Origin of the sequence: Nocardia grenadensis NBRC 108939 (assembly GCF_001613445.1) — a bacterium.
In the GTDB taxonomy this organism is placed as follows: Bacteria; Actinomycetota; Actinomycetes; order Mycobacteriales; family Mycobacteriaceae; genus Nocardia; species Nocardia grenadensis.
This window is the reverse complement of sequence record NZ_BDCJ01000008.1, coordinates 18,129-34,402: the sequence shown is the minus strand read 5'-3', so window position 1 is coordinate 34,402 and position 16,274 is coordinate 18,129. Positions and strand designations below refer to the sequence as shown.

The following is a 16,274-nucleotide window of genomic DNA, read 5'->3' as shown; positions in this document are numbered from 1 at the left end:
CGGGCCGCGGCGCAGCCGGAGGCAGCCCCGGCGCGCGCCCCGCGCACGCTCCCGGCCTGGTCGCACCGGCTCGCCGGCGGCCCGAAGCACGTCCCGGAACGCGATTTACGACGCCCCGTACCGGTGAGAGCGAACACACAACTAAGCTGCCGGTGTGCCGATCTACGCTGCCTACGGGTCCAATATGGACTCGACCCAGATGCTCGAGCGCTGTCCGCACTCCCCCATGTCCGGGACGGGCTGGCTGGAGGGCTGGCGCCTCACCTTCAGCGGGGACGATATCGGCTGGGAAGGTCCGCTCGCCACCGTGGTGGAGGAACCCGGTTCCCGGGTCTTCGTCGTGCTCTACGACGTCTCCCCCGAGGACGAGCAGCGGCTCGACCGTTGGGAGGGCTCCGATTTCGGAATCCACCGCAAGATCCGGCTCCGCGTGACCCCCAGCCCCGGCAGCGGCAGCGACCCGATCCTCGCCTGGCTGTACGTTCTCGACGCCTACGAAGGCGGGCTCCCGTCGGCGCGTTATATCGGCGTGATGGCCGACGCCGCCGAGAAGGCGGGCGCCCCGGAGGAGTATGTACACGCCCTGCGCACCCGCAACAGCCGGAACGTGGGCCCGGGCAACAACTTCAGTTGAATTGGCGGCGCCTCCGGCGCCGCGGGGTCGAGGCCCCCTCGGTCCCGCCGTTCAGGCCTCGAGACTCGCGGCTACGCCGCGTGCACTTCGAGGCCTGAACGGCGGGACGGGCCTCGACCCTTTCAGGGCCTCGTAAGACTCGGCACCGAAAGGGTGACCTTGTTCGCGAAGGCGATCACACGCCAGCCGGCTCGGGCAGTCGAGTCGGCATCCGACCCGGACATCGAATGCCGACGCAACCCACATGCGTCGAGTTTGCGAGACACCTCAAAGGGTTTAGGCCCGTCAAGGGGGCCTCAACCCCGCGACGCCGCAGGCGGCGCCGGATTACAGCCCCGCTTGCAGGACGATATTGGTGAACGTCCGCACTCCCACCGGCAGCGCCCGCTCGTCGAGATCGAATGTCGGCTGGTGCAGGTCGAGCTGGGGGCCTTCGCCGGGCCAGACACCGAGCCGGGCCATGGCGCCGGGGACTTCCTCCAGGTACCAGGAGAAATCCTCGCCGCCGCCGGATTGCGGGGTGTCGGCGAGAGCGTCGGGGCCGATGGCGCGGACCGCGTCACTGAGCATGCGGACCGAGTGTTCGTCGTTGACCACCGGGGGCACACCGCGCCGGTAGTCGAGCTGGTAGCGCACGCCGGTCGGCGCGAGCAGGCCCTCGACGATCTCGCGCACCATCGGTTCGAGCAGTGACCAGGTGGCGTGGTCGCCGGTGCGGACGGTGCCGGTGAGCATGCCGGTCTGCGGGATCGCGTTCGGGGCCTTGCCGGCGCTGACCGCGCCCCACACCATGACCGTGCTGGTACGGGGGTCGATCCGGCGGGTGAGCAGGCCGGGCAGACCGGTGATGACAGTGCCGATCGCGTACACGAGGTCGCTGGTGAGGTGCGGGCGGGAGGTGTGCCCGCCGGGCGAATCCAACACCAGTTCGACGGTATCGGCGGCGGAGGTGATGGCACCGACCCGGATACCGACCTTGCCGGCTTCCAGCCGCGGATCGCAGTGCAGGGCGAAGACCCGGTCCACGCCGGTCATCGCGCCCGCCCCGACCATATCGATGGCGCCGCCGGGCATGACCTCCTCGGCGTGCTGGAAGATCAGCCGGACCCCGACCGGTAGATCGAGGTCGGCCAGGGCCAGGGCGGTCCCGAGCAGGATGCTGGTGTGCGCGTCGTGGCCGCAGGCATGCGAGACGCCGGGCACCGCCGAGGCGAAGGGCCGGCCGGTGAACTCCTGGAGCGCCAGTGCGTCCATATCGGCGCGCAAAGCGATCCGCGGCGCGTCCTCGGGACCGATATCGCAGATCAGACCGGTACCGGTCGGCAGCACCCGGAACGAGAGTCCGGCCTTCGTCAGCCAGGTGCCGACGAATTCGGTGGTCGCGAACTCGGTGCGGGATAATTCCGGGTTGGCGTGGATGTGCCGGCGCCACTGGACGAGATCGACCGTGTGCTCGGCCAGCCACGCCGTCACCGCGTCCTGTCCGTCTCGCACCGTACGGCCGGTTGTGCTCACCGAATGTCCTCCTGTCGTAGAACGAGCAGCTGTGAACCGCTTCTCCACGTGCGCGGATCGCCCGTACACGTATCGTCCGCGGCCGGGACCGCGGTACATACCGGCGGTTCCGCTATCCCCCGGGGAACGGCCGTATCCACCAGTTTCGCACCGCTGCCCGATCCGTGCGCGGCGGCATCCCGGCCGTACCCGCGCATCCGGCGGAGGTATGAGCGTCCCGGTCGCCGCCCGGCCGGCTCGCTCGCGGCTAGTTCGAGGCGAATGCCAGGTTATCGGGAGTGGTCGGCACCGCGAGGCCGGCCAGCGCCGTGGCGTGTAGGGCGCGTTTGATGACGGGCAGGCTGGGCGTCCGATTGGCGGCCAGTCCGGCGGCCCGCTCCACCGCGGCGGCGCGTAGCGCCCCGGCCTCGGCGACGTCGTCCACGATACCCGCCGCCCGGGCTTCCGCCGCGCCGAACCGGTGGCCGGTGGTCATCGCGGCGACCGCCACCTGATTGGTCAACCGGCTGCCGAGCAGGGCGTTCATCCCGACGGTGAACGGCATCCCCAGATGTACCTCGGGTAGGCACCAGAAACCGCGATCGGCGCGCATCACCCGGAAATCGTGGGATGTGGCGAGCATGGCACCGGCACCGAAGGCGTGACCGTTGACGGCCGCGACGGTGGGCAGTGGAAACGCGAGGAGCCGGCTGAACACGCTGTGCACGCGGTCGAGGTAGCCGTGCATCCGGTCGAGGTTCGCGAACAGCCAGTCGGTGTCGAGTCCGTTGCTGAAGAACTTGCCGGTGGCGGTTGTCACCAGCGCGGCGGGACCCTCGACGGCCACCACGGTGTCCAGCAGCGCGTGCGTCTCGTCTATCCATTCGTGGCTGAAGCGGTTCTCGCTGTCGGTCTGGCCCTCGTTGCCCAGCGACAGCACGAAAACGTTCCCATCACGTTCCAGGTACGGCATCTGTGCAGCGTATCGGCGATGGGCGCCGGAGACCTCACCGACGCAGGCGGTTCGGGCGGGCCGACCGCGCGGGAGGCCATACACTGGCCGCCATGCTTGCCGAAGAGGCCGCCGAGGAGATCGCGGTCCGGTCGTCCGTGGATCGACACCGGGTCGCGGTGGTGCTGGGTTCGGGCTGGCAGGACGCCGCCGCCGAACTCGGGACCCCCAACGCCGAGATACCGATGCCGGAGCTGCCCGGATTCGCCGCGCCCACCGCGCAGGGTCATGTGGGGCGGGTGGTGTCGGTATCGGTCGGTGCTACCCATGCCCTCGTGCTCATGGGGCGCCAGCACCTGTACGAGGGTCATTCCGCCGAGGAGGTCGTGCATCCGGTGCGGACCGCGGTAGCGGCGGGCGCGGAGACGGTGATCCTCACCAACGCCGCCGGCGGAATCCGCCCGGGTATGCGGGTCGGGGAGGCCGTGCTGGTACGCGATCACCTGAACCTCACCGGTACGACGCCGTTGACCGGACCCGCCTTCGTCGATCTGGTCGACGCCTGGGACCCGGGGCTGCGTGATCTCGCGCGCCGCGTCGATCCGGACCTGACCGAGGGCGTGTACGCCGGACTCACCGGGCCGCAGTACGAGACGCCCGCCGAGATCCGCATGCTGGCCACGATCGGGGCCGATCTGGTGGGGATGTCGACGGTGCTGGAAGCCATCGCGGCGCGCGCCCTCGGTGTCCGACTGCTCGGCATCTCCCTGGTCACGAACCTGGCGGCCGGGGTGACGGGTGCGCCGCTGGCCCACGCCGAGGTGCTCGCGGAGGGTCGCGCGGCGGCACCGCGTCTGGGCAAATTGCTGCGCGGTGTGCTGGAGCAGCTGTAGATGCTGACCTTCGGCACGGCGGGTCTGCGCGGGCCGCTGGCTCCCGGCCCGGACGGGATGAACGAGACCACGGTGGCGCGGGCGAGCGCCGGGCTCGCGGCCTGGTTGCGGGACCGCTGCCTCGGCGGCGGCACGGTGGTCGTCGGCCGGGACGCCCGGCACGGGTCCGCGGAATTCGCGGCGGTCACCGCCGAGGTACTGGCCGCGGCCGGTTTCGCGGTGACCCGGCTACCCGAACCGCTGCCGACCCCGGTCACCGCCTTCGCCGTACGTGAATCGGGTGCGGTGGCAGGTGTGCAGATCACCGCGTCACACAATCCGCCCGGCGACAACGGCTACAAGGTCTTCGTCGACGGCGGCACCCAGCTGGCGCCGCCCGCCGATACCGAGATCGAGCAGCGGATCACGGCGGTCACCGAACCGATCGGACGCGAACCCGTCGCCGCGTCGGGGGGTGCCGTCCTGTCGCATTACCTGGCGCGGGTAGCGCAGCTACCCCGGCTGATCGGCGGCGACGGGGAACGCTCCGCGATCCGGATCGCGTTCACGCCGATGCACGGTGTCGGCGGCGCCACCGCCGTACACGCGCTCACCGCCGCCGGTTTCACCGATATCCACGCGGTCACCGAACAGTTCGCGCCCGACCCCGATTTTCCTACGGTGGCCTTCCCGAACCCGGAGGAGCCGGGTGCGGCGGATCTGCTGCTGCGACTGGCCGAGCGGGTGGATGCCGATCTGGCCGTGGCGCTGGATCCCGACGCCGACCGCTGCGCGCTGGGTGTCCCCACGCCGGACGGCTGGCGCATGCTGCGCGGGGACGAGACCGGCGTGCTGCTGGCCGACGATGTGCTGCGTACGGCGACCGCGGACCCACTGGTCGCCACCACGATCGTCTCGTCGCGTCTGCTCTCCCGGCTGGCGCCGGCGCGGGGCGCCCGCTACGCCGAAACCCTCACCGGGTTCAAATGGCTGGCCCGCGCGGGCGACGGCCTGGTCTACGCGTACGAGGAGGCGATCGGGCACTGTGTGGACCCGGCCACCGTCCGCGACAAGGACGGTGTCTCCGCGGCCGTGCTGGCCGCCGACCTGGTGTCCCGGCTGGGTACCCGCGGCCGCACCTTGAACGACGAGCTCGACGATCTGGCCGTCGAATTCGGTGTGCACGCCGGCGATCAGGTCTCGCTGCGCCTGCCCGATCAGCGGGCCGCCGCCACGGTCGTGGCGGCACTACGGGCCGCACCGCCGGGAACACTGGCCGGGACCATGGTCGACTACACCGATATGGCCACACTGCGAGGCCGGATGCGCACCGACGCACTGGTCTTCACCGGTGACGGTGTGCGGTTGGTCGTCCGACCCTCGGGCACCGAACCGAAGCTCAAATGCTATCTGGAGGTGGTGCACCCGGTTGCCGGCCCGGCCGGCTTGCGGTCCGCCAGAGATGCTGCGCAGGAACGGCTTTCGGAGTTGCGCGACTACTGCCGCACCCTGGCCGGCTGAGCCGGGTTCAGCGCGGACCGAACTGACGATCCCCGGCGTCGCCGAGTCCGGGCACGATATAGGCGTCGTCGTTGAGCCGGTCGTCGATCACGCCGGTCACCAGCCGGACCGGATATCCCGAGCCCGCCAGCGCCGCGATACCTTCCGGCGCCGCCACCACACAGACGGCGGTGATGTCGAGCGCGCCCCGGTCGGCGAGCAACCCGAGCGTGTGCAGCATGGAGCCGCCGGTGGCCAGCATCGGGTCCAGCACCATCACCGGTGTGGTGGACAGGTCGTCGGGCAGCGATTCCAGATACGGCACCGGCCGGTGGGTCTCCTCGTTCCGGGCGACACCGACGAAACCCACCTGGGAGTCCGGAATGAGATCGGTGGCGGCGTCGACCATACCGAGCCCGGCCCGCAGGACCGGGACCAGCAGCGGCGGCCGGGCCAGTCGTACGCCGCGGGTGGCCGCGACCGGCGTGGTGATATCGAAATGTGCCACGGGCGCGTCCCGCAGCGCCTCGTAGACCAGGAGTCTGGACAGGTCCCGCAGGGCGGCCCGGAAGGCGGGATCTGGGGTGCGTTCGTCGCGGAGCGTGGTGAGCAGTATGGCCACGAGCGGATGATCCAGCGTGTGCGTGCGCATGAGGGAACGATAAAGTCGACCTGATAGCGGCGGCCGTCGCGCCGTGACTTTCCGCGGGAATCGAATTCCGCGGAACCGTGCGGGAAGCCGACGCGTCGAAACCGGTAGATGACATACTCTGCCCGTTAACGAAGTCGATGGGGGAACCTCTGATGGTGAACATCTCAGCCGATGCCGAGGGCATCGCGGCCTACGGCACCACCGCCGGGGTGATGGCCTCCGAACTGGCGGCGGCGGGGACCGGGGCCGCGGGCGCGGCGCCCACGGTGCTGGGGCCGATCTTCGGTCTGATCGGTGGCGATTTCCTCGCGGCGTACGCGGCCGCGCACGCCGGCCATGTGGCGACGATCGGCCAGTTGTCCGCGGTGCTGGGCACGATGAGCGGGGCGGCCGGCGTGGCCGCGGTGAGTTACACCGAGGCCGACATCAGCACTGCGGCCGCCCTGCGCGGTGCTGCCGGGGAGTGACCCGGTGATCGATATCAATACACTGGCCAGGCCGATTCTCGACCTGCTCGCCGGCTTCGGCACCGGTGTGCTGGCCACCGGCGGCCCCGGCGACGCGCTGCGTACCGCGTCCACGGCCATCGACCAGGTCCATGCGCTGGGCCGCGGCGGCATCAATCAGATGAATACCGCCTGGGACGGCACCGGCGCGGATGCCGCGACCGCGAAGGCGCTGCGCGTGCAGACCTCGGCCGCGAGCATCTCCGACCGCGGCAACGAGATGGCGACCGTGATGGGCCAGGCCGCGGCCCATGTGGAGACCGGCAACAAGGACCTCACCGCCATCGCGCAGTCGTTCGTGAACACCGCCGCCGCGGCCGCACCCGCCCTGGGCACCCCGGCGGGTATGTCGTTGCTGGTGGGTTCCGCGATCGACCATCTGGGCCAGGCGCTGGGCGTGGTGGGCCGGGTGCAGAACGAACTGCAGACCCAGACCTCCTCGATGAACGAGCTCACCCCGCCACCGCCCACCCCGTCGGCGGCGAGTACCGCGCCGGTGAGCGCCCAGGCCGTGTCGACGGCGACGTCGGGGCTGAGCTCCGCGGCCGGGATGGCCGGTTCGATGATGAGCACCGCCATGTCGTCGAGCCCGGGCGGCACCACCACCTCCGGGACCCCGCAGAAAACCGCTACCTCGACCGGTACCGCCACAGGTGAGGGCGTGAAGATCACCCTGCCGGACGGCAGTGTGGTGGAGGCGCCGAACGAGAAAGCGGCCACCGCGGTGAAATCGGCCCTGGGCACGCTCGGCACCCCCTACGTCTGGGGCGGCAACACTCCCGGTGCCGGGCTGGACTGCAGTGGGATGACCAAATACGCCTACGGCGAGGCCGGCGTGGAACTGCCCCGGCTGGCCCATGAGCAGGCCAACGGCGCCACCCCGGTATCGCCGGGCGATCTCATGCCCGGCGATCTCGCGGTATGGGACGGCCATGTGGCGATGGTGGTCGGCAACGGCCAGTTGATCGAGGCCGGTGATCCGGTGCAGATCAGCTCGGTCCGGACGGAGAACAGCGGGATGGAATTCCTCGGGTTCTACCGGCCCACGGAATGAACCGCGGCAGCACCGGCACCCGCTGGGGACGGACATCCGATCATGACGACTGGACAGAATTATGAGTGAGCAACAGCTTCCCGAGGTACCGAATGTCACGATGGCGGTCAGCCGGAATCGGGCCGGCACGCTGTCGGTACGCGCCACCGACCAGGGGATGCCGGTGGAGATCAAATTCGAGCGCAGCGAATACCGTTACGGCGCCCAGGCTCTCGCCGACGAAATCCTGCGGCTGACCCGCCGCTCCACCATCGCGGCCAAGGCCAAGCGCCGGGAACTGCTGGCGGAGAACGGAATGCCGGCCGACATCCTGGATCAGCTCGGTCTGCCCACCCGCCAGCAGGCGGTCGACGAACTGGACCGGATGGACGATGCCGATACCGGCCCGACCAGCTGGATGAGGCCGGTATGAGCGGCCCGCACGTGCGCCACCACCACAGCGGATGCCCGCTCGGACCCAGGAGAGATGTATGAGCGCGGAGATGGACGCCCTGGTCGCCGGTGCCACGCGGAAGCTGGAAGCACTGGAAGCGGCGCTGTACGGACTCAAACAGGTCCGCGGCCGGTTCGGCACCGAGGACGGGATGGTGACCGCCGAGGTCGACAGCGACGGCGCCCTGGTGAGTTTGCAGCTCACCGAGGCAGTGACCGCGCTACCGCCCGCCGAAGCCGCCCAGCTCATCATCTGGGCCTGCCGGCAGGCCGCCGAGGATGCCGGTGGGCAGCGTTCGGAGGTCGTTACCGCGCTGAACGAGTCGTTCGCACCGGCGCCCCCGGGAGTGGTCGACCCGACCGGAACCGGGCCGGACGGCATCTGATCGGGCAGCCCGCCCGCCCGCCTGCCGATACCGTGCGGACCGTCTGGCTCCGGAGACTCCCCCGCCCGCCGCAACTGTGCATAGGCCAGGGGTGGGCTCCGCTCCGCCGGACCTATTAGGCTTCCGCGTATGGCTTCTGGAGACATCGTCCCGATCGAGCTCGGTCTGACCGACGGCGATCTTGTCACCCTGTGGGCACCGCGCTGGCGTGACGGTGACGACGAGTGGGAGGCGTTCCTAGGACATGAGGACGCCCTCTACGGCTTCGAGTCCGTGGCCGAACTAGCGGCCTTCATCCGGACCGACTCCGACAACGACCTGATCGATCACCCGGCGTGGAAGGTGGTCGCGGGCCTATCGGCCGCCGAACTCGAGCCCGGCGACAACTACTCCTTCGATCTGGTCGGTGTACCGGAACTGGCCGCCGGTGACCCGGATGTGGACACCGTCGCCGAGTTGGAGGACACCTTGGCCATGGTGCGCAATATCGGCGAGGTCTGCGAGCTCGAAACGGTCACCAAATTCTTCGGTTCGCACCCGTCGCTGGGTGCCCTGGCCGGCGGCACCAATATGTTCGTGGGTCGCGACGGCGAGGAACTGTGGGACCAGATCGGCGCCGCGGTGGCCAAGAGCTGGGACGACGTGCTCGACGCCATCGACTCGGTGGTGCGGGTACCCGAGGTCGACGCCGAGGCGGTCGCCCTGGCCGAGGCCGAGCTGCTGGCCGCCGAGGAGAACGTGGTCGATGCCGACGACGCGGCCGACACCGACGACGACAGCGATTTCGAGCCGGTCGACCTGGACGACGAAGACGACGACGACGCGGAGCTCACCTTCTGGGAAGAAGTCGGGATCGACCCGGTCAAGATCGTGACGGCCGATACCGAATACTTCACCCTGCGTTGCTATCTCGACGACGAACCGATTTTCCTCGGCGCCAAGAACGCCATCTCGGTGTTCGCCAGTGAGCGTGCACTCGCACGGTATCTCGCCGACGACCACGAACACGATCTGGTACGCATCAGTACCTTCGCCGAGGTGCAGACCGCAGCCATCGACGGATCGCTCGAGGTGGAGGTCACCGAGGAGAACGTCTACGTGCTTCCCGGCCTGGCCGATGACCTGGCCGAGGGGCCGGAAGCGGTCGATACCGAGCAGCTCGACCTGGTCCTGGAGTTGTTCTCCGATGCCGCCGACTACGCCGACGACGACGCGGTGGAACAGGCGCTGGCCAAATCGACCCCGCTCGGCTGGTATGTGTCCTACCTGCTGCACCCGGACCCGACCCGGATGGCGCCCAACCCGCCGTTCGACGCGGAAGCGCGTGCCTGGCGCGAACTCGAACGCAATTTCGAGTCACGCCTGTCGCCACGCTGACCTGCCCGCGGCGGCCGGGCCCGTAGGTCTCGATGTGGACACACGGCGTGACATTCGGTCGATAAACCGGCGGCGACTGGGCAAACTGACTGGCCAGCGGCGTTTGTTTGCGTGGTCATTGCCCGGATGCCGACGCCACGCCGCCGCATCAGGGCGGATGTACTAAGGAGGACGCATGCCGACAGTGCGGATCGAGCTGGACCAGGATCTGCTGGCGGCCGCCGGGGCCATCATGGGCACGGCGTCGAACAAGGCGACCATTCACGAGGCACTGCGCCGGATCGTGGTGCACGAGCGGCAGCTACGGCATTTCGAGCGGCTGGCGGCGTCGGCGCTGAACCGTTCCCCGCAGCCCGCGGTGGTCGACGGCTGATCCGGCCGGGCCTCCGCCCCGGGCCCGGCCGGGCCCTCCGGAACTGTCGGTACCCGCTGGCATGATGACCCCGGAATCTGGAGGGGGAATCATGCCGGTACCGATCACCGATCTGCCCAGGACACAGCGGCCGCGGGAACGCCTGTGCGCACTCGGTCCCCAGGCGTTGAACGACGGTGAACTGCTCGCCCTGCTGCTCGGCCAGGGCCGCCGGGGCGAGAGCGCGGTCGAGCTCGCCCTCGCCCTGCTCACCGAGTTCGGCGGAGTCGGTGGGCTGGCCTCGGCCCGGCCCGAGGAACTGCTGCGCCGGCCCGGCGTGGGAGTGGCCAAGGCCACGGCCATCGCCGCCGCGTTCCAGCTCGCCGCCCGGGCCCGCAGCAGCACGCAGGCCCCGGCACCGCTGCTGCGCCCCGACGATGTGGCCCAGGAGGCCGCCCCGCTGTTCGCCGGGGCCCGGGTGGAGCGACTGCTGGTGCTGATCTGCGATGCGCGCAACCGGCCACGGCAGCGGATCTTCGTCGCCGAGGGCGCCATCGACGAGGTCGCGGTACCGGTGCGCGAGATCCTGAACACGGTCCTGCGCCACGACGGTCGCGCCTTCGCACTGGCGCACAACCATCCCTCCGGCGACCCGACTCCCAGCCCGGATGATCGCCGGGCCAGTACGCTGCTCGCCGCGGCGGCACAAACGGTCGGCCTGCGGTTCCTGGACCATGTGGTGATCGCGGGTGACAGCTGGCGGCGGGCGGCCCCGTTCGAGGATGCCTTCCCGTGAAGCCGCCCCACGGCCCGATCGGTAACGCACGAGGATCCCGACCGTGTCGAATCGATCGGCTCTCGCCCGGCGCCGGCTTCTCCGCGCTCCCCCTGCCGTAGAGCGTCGTCGGGTCACACGAGCCGCTACGACCGCCCGTACACCGCGACGGCCGATTCCGCCGACGACGCCCCACAGCGTGGGCACACCCGGCCTCGGTTGTCTCCACCCGGGCCGGGACGCGCCTGCCGGGGATCCGCGGACCTGGTCACCGGGCCACGGCTACGGACACCCGTGTGTGAACCACGGCCGGTCAGGTGGGCGGTTCGACGGCCACGGCAGCCGCCGGCGCTCCGGGCTCCTCGCGGTCCCGGCGGCGACCGGCCGCCAGCCGCGAGCCGATCAAGCCCTGCCGGGGCGCGAACAGATACACCGCGGTGAAGACGATGCCCTGGGCCAGCACAATGGTGGCTCCGGGTGCGGTATCGGCGTAGTAGCTCACGTACAGGCCGGTGACCGCGCAGACCGCGGCGAGCGCCGGGGCGATCACCAGCATCCGCCCGAACCGATCGGTGAGCAGGTAGGCGGAGGCACCGGGAATGATCAGCATGGCCACCACCAGGATCACCCCGACCGCCTGCAGAGCCACCACCGAGGTCAGCGCGAGCAGGCCAAGCAGTGCCGCGCCCAGGACGCGCGGGTTCAGGCCGAGGGCGTAGGCGTGGGTGGGGTCGAACGCGTACAGCGTGAAATCGCGGCGTTTGAGCACGAGCACGACGAAGACCAGCGCGGCCAGCCCCGCGATCTGGGCCAGTTCCCCCTGGCTCACGCCCAGCAGATTGCCGAAGATGATGTGGTTGAGGTCGGTATTGCTGGGCGTCACCGAGACGAGTACCAGGCCGAAGGAGAACAGCGTGGTGAACACGATGCCGATGGCGGCGTCCTCCTTGACGCGGCTGGTGTCGCGGACCACGCCGATCAACCCGACCGCCAGGAATCCGAAGATCACCGCCCCGACGGCGAACGGCGCCCCCGCGATATAGGCCAGTACCACGCCCGGCAGCACCGCGTGCGAAACCGCGTCTCCCATCAGTGACCAGCCCACCAGGACCAGCCAGCAGGACAGCAGTCCACAGACGACGGCCGCGACTAGGCCGGCGGTGAGCGCGCGCACCATGAACGCGTAGCGCATCGGCTCGAGCAGGAATTCGATCAGGTCCATCCCGTTCACCGCTGTCCGATGACGTCGAGACCGAAGGCGAGGGCGAGGTTCTCCGGCCGCAGCGCCTCCTCCGGGGCGCCGTGGACGAGCACCCGTCGCATCAGCAGTACGGCCTCGTCGGCCAGGCCGGGTAGGGCGTGCAGGTCGTGGGTGGAGATCAAGACGGTGGCCCCGTCGGCCGCGAGTTCGCGGAGTAGCCCGGTGATCGTCGCCTCGGAGCGTTTGTCCACCCCGGCGAACGGTTCGTCGAGCAATAGGATCCGGGCGCCCTGCGCGATACCGCGGGCCACGAACGCGCGTTTGCGCTGGCCACCCGAGAGCCGACCGATCTGGCGGTCGGCCAGCTCGGTCAGTTCGACCCGTTCCAGCGCCTCGTCCACGGCCGCCCGGTCGGCCCGGCTCGCCCGACGGGTGAACCCCATCCGGCCGTAGCGGCCGGTGGTCACCACATCGCGCACCGACAGCGGGAACGACCAGTCCACGGCCTCGTTCTGTGGGACATAACCGAGGAGCCCGGCCCGCCTGGCCGCGACCGGTGCGGCCCCGCCGATCCGGACGGTGCCGCGGTCGGGAGTGATCATTCCCATGAGGGTTTTGAACAGGGTCGATTTCCCGGACCCGTTCATCCCGATGAGCGCGCAGACGCGGCCGGCGTCCACCGTCAGCCGGACCTGGTCGAGTGCCTGGACCTCTCGGTAGTAGACGGTGACGCCGTCGACGTCGATGGCGGGGACTGTCATGGCCTGCTCCCGGTGAGTGCTGCGGCTATGGTTTCGGCGTCGTGCCGGATCAGGTCGAGATAGGTCGGCACCGGACCGTCGGCCGCCGACAGCGAATCCACGTAGAGCACCCCGCCGAATCTCGTCCCGGTGGCCTCGACGACCCGGCGCATCGGGGCGTCGGAAACGGTGGATTCGCAGAACACCGCCGGGACCTCATGGTCTCGGACATATTCGATGACCCGGGTGATCTGCTGCGGGGTGGCCTGCTGCTCGGCATTGACCGGCCAGAGATAGTACTCCGACAGGCCCGCGTCACGGGCCAGGTAGGAGAAGGCACCCTCGCAGGTCACCAGCGCGCGCCGGCGGCGGGGCAGGTTCGCGAGGTCGGTGACGAGTTCGTCGTGGACCTGCTGCAACCGCTGCTTGTAGGCCTCGCCGTTGGCGTGGAAGTCCGCCGCGTGTTCGGGCACGAGGCGAGAAAAGGCCGCGACCATATTGTCCACATAGACGCGCACGTTGAGCGGTGACATCCAGGCGTGCGGATTGGGCTTCCCGGCGTAGGCGTCGGAGGTTATCGGGACCGACGCGACCCCTTCGCTCACGGTGATGTGCTCGGCGTCCAGGTCGGCGACGAACCGACCGAACCAGGCTTCCAGGTTCATGCCGTTGTCGAGGATCAGATCCGCTTTGGCGGCGCGTTTGATATCGCCCGGAGTGGGCTCGTAGCTGTGGATCTCGGCACCGGGCTTGGTGAGCGACTGCACCTCGAGGTGCTCGCCCGCGATATTCGACGCGATATCGGCCAGCACGCTGAAGGTGGTGGCGACGACCGGTTCACCGGTACGCGGCAGATGGAAGGTATCGCAGGCGGCGAGCACGACGGTGAGGCCGCAGGCCGCGAGCACGGCGGCGATCCGGGGAAACACCTGCATACCGAACCACCCGCCTTCCGCGCTCTGATGATAAGTTCGGTAACCCTAATTTACAACTTCGCTTACGAAAAGAAGGTTCAGGGGGCACCCGTAACGGCCACGGGCAGCGGCGCAAAACATTCCTACCAGCACTGATCCGACCGCGCCGCACAACCCGGGCAGCGCTCTGAGTTATTGATCACCCGCTGTGCCGGAAGTCCACTGCCGAGGCTCCAGGCCGAGGCGTGGGCCTCGGAGATCATCCGGCCGATTCGTATCACCGCACAGTGGGCCGCCGGAATCATGGCCAGCACTATCAGATTCCAGGAAACCGGCAGCTACGGGGCGGAAATTCGACCGATCAACACGGGTTTCGGTGTCTCCTACGCACTTCCGGTGATCGTGGCTGGTCTGCTGACACAGCCCGGGGATATGCTGCTGCTCGAGAATCCCGAAGCCCATCCGCACCCGGCGGGTCAGTCGCGCCTCGGCCAGTTCTTGTCAAGGGTGGCGGGCAGCGGGGTACAGGTAGTAATCGAGACACACAGCGACCATGTGCTGAACGGAGCACGTCTGGCCGTAGCAGAAGCCGAGTCGCTACAGGCCGGCGATATGGTGGTGCACTATTTCGATCGGGACGGCGTCGCGCCGATCCAGATCAACGACAAGGGCGAGCTGGACCATTGGCCCAGCGGCTTCTTCGACCAAATCGAAAGCGACCTGGGGAGACTCGCCCGTGCGAGACGCCGCTGATCGGTACCGCACGGTTGTCGACGAGGACAGCCTCGCGCTCGACTCCCGGATGGCCTTGACCGCTGCGACCACTCGGGCCGGCATCGGTTCGCCCGAAGGGTGGTGTGGCAGCCACCGCATGTATCCGGCGTGGTGCGGCGGCCTCGCAGGACAAGATGCAGGGCCGCCGGTACAGCGCGTCCTATGGGCGGTCGAGTTCGCCGGTTCGCAGGGTTGCGGTGAAGGCGTCCCATTCGGCGGGGGTGAAGACGAGGGCGGGGCCGGCCGGGTTCTTCGAATCGCGGACACCGACCATGCCACCGTCGAGGAAGGCGGCCTCCACGCAGTCCTTGCCGCCGCCGCTGCGACTCGATTTGAACCACCGGGCCGTGGACAGGTCTGCGGTCATGCTCGGTACTCCCTGGCTGCTATCTGCCTTATCAGGCGTTTGCTGGCTGCAACATCAAGCGACGATTGCCGGATGGCCTCGTACGCCTGACGATACCGGCTCACATCCTTGGCGCGCTCTAGGTACATATCACCTGCGTAGGATTCGATATAGACGACTGTTGGCGAGTTCTCACGTCCCTTGGCGTTCCGACCGAATTCCAGGATCGTGAACGGTCCGGTCGGAATGCCGGTGGGAAACCCCACTGCAAAGGGGAGCACGGATACCGTCACGTTGACGGGCATGTTCGCCAAGTGATTCAACTGCGCGCGCATCACCTTGGCGTCACCGACCACTGTTCGCAGGACCGATTCGTGGATCACCAGTTCCACTCCAGCAGGCTGAGTCTTACGGGTGATGAGCGCCTGACGCTTCCTCCTGAGTTCGATGCGCCTTTCTCGCACCTCCTCGGTTTCGTCCGGCAAGTGCGCGCGTTCGATCGCGCGAGCATAGTCGGGGGTTTGAAACAGGCCGGACAGCATATCCGGCCGGAAGATGGTCAGCTGCTTGGCCGAGGATTCGAGTCCGACGTACACGTTGAAGCCGCGAAACATGACATCGTCGAACTCCTGCCACCAATTCTTGACTGCCGCCTGCCTCGCCAGGCTGGTCAAGGCGGCAATGACTCCGGCGTCGTCGATACCGTAGATCCGGCAGAGCGCCTCCACATACGGCACCCGGATACCGGCGAGTCCCCGCTCGATCCGCGAGAGCGTGCTCACCGAGAGCTGGATCAGCGGGGCCACATCGTCGAGGTTCATATTCACCGCTTCGCGGGCTTCCCGGAGGTAGCGCCCGAGCTGGCGGCGGGGCAGGGTGGTCGAGCTGTCTTCTGGCACAGGGGTTCCTCGCTTTGCATTTCGAGCGATGGCCGTTTGCACGCTGCAACCCTTGTACGCAGCCTATGACAACCGCTCTGGCCTTTTGGACATACTGGGAAGCAATTGCGCGCTGCGCTTGTGCTGGCCTCGTGTCCGGTGGTGTGCTGGATTCACTCGGCAGCCAGGAATTTATCGAATCAGCAAGCCGCCCAAAAGATCCCCATCTCCGGTGCGACTGGTTCGAGACATTACCGCGAATTCTCAGGCAATCAAGTGGCAGTAATTCCGCACGTCGCCTCCGGCCGCCGGGCCCACCACCCACACCCGTCGACCGGGAGCCATAACCATGACGATCAACGGAGCAGGTCCACCCAGTAAGCCGGCCCGTCGGCCGGCGCGTACCGGCGCGGTACGAATACCGTGGGGTATTTG

General features: G+C 68.7%; 19 protein-coding genes. 11 read left to right on the top strand and 8 right to left on the bottom strand.

All coding sequences use genetic code 11. The annotated features are described in order from the left end of the window. The first annotated feature begins 154 nt into the window (after positions 1-154). Positions 155-634: a gamma-glutamylcyclotransferase family protein gene (locus tag NGR01S_RS09230; protein WP_030522513.1), complete on the top strand. Its 480-nt coding sequence runs from the start codon at positions 155-157 to the stop codon at positions 632-634. 327 nt (positions 635-961) lie between these two features. Here the strand turns inward: NGR01S_RS09230 and NGR01S_RS09225 are convergent, their stop codons facing one another. Both NGR01S_RS09225 and NGR01S_RS09220 read right to left on the bottom strand, forming a co-directional pair. Beyond that, entirely contained in the window at positions 962-2,149 is a 1,188-nt protein-coding gene (locus NGR01S_RS09225) for a M20 family metallopeptidase (RefSeq protein WP_245664503.1), read from the bottom strand. Positions 2,150-2,396: 247 nt separating this feature from the next. Further along, a complete protein-coding gene (locus NGR01S_RS09220) occupies positions 2,397-3,101 on the bottom strand; it encodes an enoyl-CoA hydratase-related protein (RefSeq protein ID WP_063035766.1) in 705 nt (234 codons plus the stop codon). A gap of 92 nt (positions 3,102-3,193) precedes the next feature. Here NGR01S_RS09220 and NGR01S_RS09215 point away from each other — a divergent pair, with 92 nt between their 5' ends. Together NGR01S_RS09215 and NGR01S_RS09210 are read left to right on the top strand one after the other, a co-directional pair. Beyond that, positions 3,194-3,973 (top strand): purine-nucleoside phosphorylase, encoded by a 780-nt coding sequence (locus NGR01S_RS09215; RefSeq protein ID WP_063035765.1) that lies wholly within the window; start codon positions 3,194-3,196, stop codon positions 3,971-3,973. Then, on the top strand, positions 3,974-5,473 hold the full coding sequence (locus NGR01S_RS09210; RefSeq protein WP_063035764.1) for a phospho-sugar mutase: 1,500 nt from the start codon (positions 3,974-3,976) through the stop codon (positions 5,471-5,473). 7 nt (positions 5,474-5,480) lie between these two features. Here NGR01S_RS09210 and upp read toward each other — a convergent pair whose 3' ends face one another. Next, positions 5,481-6,104, bottom strand: a complete 624-nt coding sequence (gene upp, locus NGR01S_RS09205) for a uracil phosphoribosyltransferase (protein WP_063035763.1) — start codon at positions 6,102-6,104, stop codon at positions 5,481-5,483. A 152-nt stretch (positions 6,105-6,256) separates the two neighbouring features. Here upp and NGR01S_RS09200 point away from each other — a divergent pair, with 152 nt between their 5' ends. The 7 genes from NGR01S_RS09200 (at position 6,257) to NGR01S_RS09170 (ending at position 11,007) form a co-directional block, all read left to right on the top strand. Continuing rightward, positions 6,257-6,571, top strand: a complete 315-nt coding sequence (locus tag NGR01S_RS09200) for a type VII secretion target (protein ID WP_063035860.1) — start codon at positions 6,257-6,259, stop codon at positions 6,569-6,571. Positions 6,572-6,575: 4 nt separating this feature from the next. Next, positions 6,576-7,664 (top strand): C40 family peptidase, encoded by a 1,089-nt coding sequence (locus NGR01S_RS09195; RefSeq protein WP_063035859.1) that lies wholly within the window; start codon positions 6,576-6,578, stop codon positions 7,662-7,664. Between the two features lie 61 nt (positions 7,665-7,725). Continuing rightward, on the top strand, positions 7,726-8,076 hold the full coding sequence (locus NGR01S_RS09190; protein WP_063035762.1) for a hypothetical protein: 351 nt from the start codon (positions 7,726-7,728) through the stop codon (positions 8,074-8,076). 58 nt (positions 8,077-8,134) lie between these two features. Further along, the gene (locus NGR01S_RS09185; protein ID WP_063035761.1) at positions 8,135-8,482 is read left to right on the top strand and encodes a YbaB/EbfC family nucleoid-associated protein; all 348 of its coding nucleotides are present in this window, start codon (positions 8,135-8,137) and stop codon (positions 8,480-8,482) included. Positions 8,483-8,611: 129 nt separating this feature from the next. Further along, positions 8,612-9,859 carry a SatS C-terminal domain-containing protein gene (locus NGR01S_RS09180; protein WP_063035760.1) on the top strand — a complete coding sequence of 416 codons (1,248 nt, stop codon included), beginning with the start codon at positions 8,612-8,614 and terminating at the stop codon, positions 9,857-9,859. Between the two features lie 175 nt (positions 9,860-10,034). Further along, positions 10,035-10,232: a type II toxin-antitoxin system VapB family antitoxin gene (locus NGR01S_RS09175; RefSeq protein WP_063035759.1), complete on the top strand. Its 198-nt coding sequence runs from the start codon at positions 10,035-10,037 to the stop codon at positions 10,230-10,232. A gap of 91 nt (positions 10,233-10,323) precedes the next feature. Next, complete coding sequence (locus tag NGR01S_RS09170; RefSeq protein WP_084480583.1) at positions 10,324-11,007, top strand: JAB domain-containing protein; 684 nt, start codon at positions 10,324-10,326, stop codon at positions 11,005-11,007. Between the two features lie 292 nt (positions 11,008-11,299). On the opposite strand, the gene NGR01S_RS09165 is transcribed toward NGR01S_RS09170, so the two are convergent. From NGR01S_RS09165 to NGR01S_RS09155, 3 genes are read right to left on the bottom strand one after another with little or no spacing between them, the layout of a single operon-like run. Further along, positions 11,300-12,208 (bottom strand): metal ABC transporter permease, encoded by a 909-nt coding sequence (locus tag NGR01S_RS09165; RefSeq protein WP_063035758.1) that lies wholly within the window; start codon positions 12,206-12,208, stop codon positions 11,300-11,302. 5 nt (positions 12,209-12,213) lie between these two features. After that, entirely contained in the window at positions 12,214-12,948 is a 735-nt protein-coding gene (locus NGR01S_RS09160; protein WP_063035757.1) for a metal ABC transporter ATP-binding protein, read from the bottom strand. Then, a complete protein-coding gene (locus tag NGR01S_RS09155; RefSeq protein WP_063035756.1) occupies positions 12,945-13,862 on the bottom strand; it encodes a metal ABC transporter substrate-binding protein in 918 nt (305 codons plus the stop codon). Before NGR01S_RS09155 ends, NGR01S_RS09160 begins: the two co-directional genes overlap by 4 nt. Before the next feature lie 282 nt (positions 13,863-14,144). Between NGR01S_RS09155 and NGR01S_RS09150 the strand changes: the two genes are divergently transcribed. Then, positions 14,145-14,594, top strand: a complete 450-nt coding sequence (locus NGR01S_RS09150) for an AAA family ATPase (protein WP_218020750.1) — start codon at positions 14,145-14,147, stop codon at positions 14,592-14,594. A 181-nt stretch (positions 14,595-14,775) separates the two neighbouring features. Here NGR01S_RS09150 and NGR01S_RS09145 read toward each other — a convergent pair whose 3' ends face one another. Beyond that, positions 14,776-14,982, bottom strand: a complete 207-nt coding sequence (locus NGR01S_RS09145) for a DUF397 domain-containing protein (RefSeq protein ID WP_063035755.1) — start codon at positions 14,980-14,982, stop codon at positions 14,776-14,778. Then, positions 14,979-15,860: a helix-turn-helix domain-containing protein gene (locus NGR01S_RS09140; RefSeq protein ID WP_063035754.1), complete on the bottom strand. Its 882-nt coding sequence runs from the start codon at positions 15,858-15,860 to the stop codon at positions 14,979-14,981. Before NGR01S_RS09140 ends, NGR01S_RS09145 begins: the two co-directional genes overlap by 4 nt. Between the last annotated feature and the right edge of the window lie 414 nt (positions 15,861-16,274).

Coding starts and splice junctions, on each gene's coding strand:
- NGR01S_RS09220 (WP_063035766.1), bottom strand. CDS start 3,101: ATGCCGTACCTGGAACGTGATGGGAACGTTTTCGTGCTGTCGCTGGGC.
- NGR01S_RS09215 (WP_063035765.1), top strand. CDS start 3,194: ATGCTTGCCGAAGAGGCCGCCGAGGAGATCGCGGTCCGGTCGTCCGTG.
- NGR01S_RS09210 (WP_063035764.1), top strand. CDS start 3,974: ATGCTGACCTTCGGCACGGCGGGTCTGCGCGGGCCGCTGGCTCCCGGC.
- upp (WP_063035763.1), bottom strand. CDS start 6,104: ATGCGCACGCACACGCTGGATCATCCGCTCGTGGCCATACTGCTCACC.
- NGR01S_RS09200 (WP_063035860.1), top strand. CDS start 6,257: ATGGTGAACATCTCAGCCGATGCCGAGGGCATCGCGGCCTACGGCACC.
- NGR01S_RS09190 (WP_063035762.1), top strand. CDS start 7,726: ATGAGTGAGCAACAGCTTCCCGAGGTACCGAATGTCACGATGGCGGTC.
- NGR01S_RS09185 (WP_063035761.1), top strand. CDS start 8,135: ATGAGCGCGGAGATGGACGCCCTGGTCGCCGGTGCCACGCGGAAGCTG.
- NGR01S_RS09180 (WP_063035760.1), top strand. CDS start 8,612: ATGGCTTCTGGAGACATCGTCCCGATCGAGCTCGGTCTGACCGACGGC.
- NGR01S_RS09175 (WP_063035759.1), top strand. CDS start 10,035: ATGCCGACAGTGCGGATCGAGCTGGACCAGGATCTGCTGGCGGCCGCC.
- NGR01S_RS09170 (WP_084480583.1), top strand. CDS start 10,324: ATGCCGGTACCGATCACCGATCTGCCCAGGACACAGCGGCCGCGGGAA.
- NGR01S_RS09165 (WP_063035758.1), bottom strand. CDS start 12,208: ATGGACCTGATCGAATTCCTGCTCGAGCCGATGCGCTACGCGTTCATG.
- NGR01S_RS09160 (WP_063035757.1), bottom strand. CDS start 12,948: ATGACAGTCCCCGCCATCGACGTCGACGGCGTCACCGTCTACTACCGA.
- NGR01S_RS09155 (WP_063035756.1), bottom strand. CDS start 13,862: ATGCAGGTGTTTCCCCGGATCGCCGCCGTGCTCGCGGCCTGCGGCCTC.
- NGR01S_RS09150 (WP_218020750.1), top strand. CDS start 14,145: ATGGCCAGCACTATCAGATTCCAGGAAACCGGCAGCTACGGGGCGGAA.
- NGR01S_RS09145 (WP_063035755.1), bottom strand. CDS start 14,982: ATGACCGCAGACCTGTCCACGGCCCGGTGGTTCAAATCGAGTCGCAGC.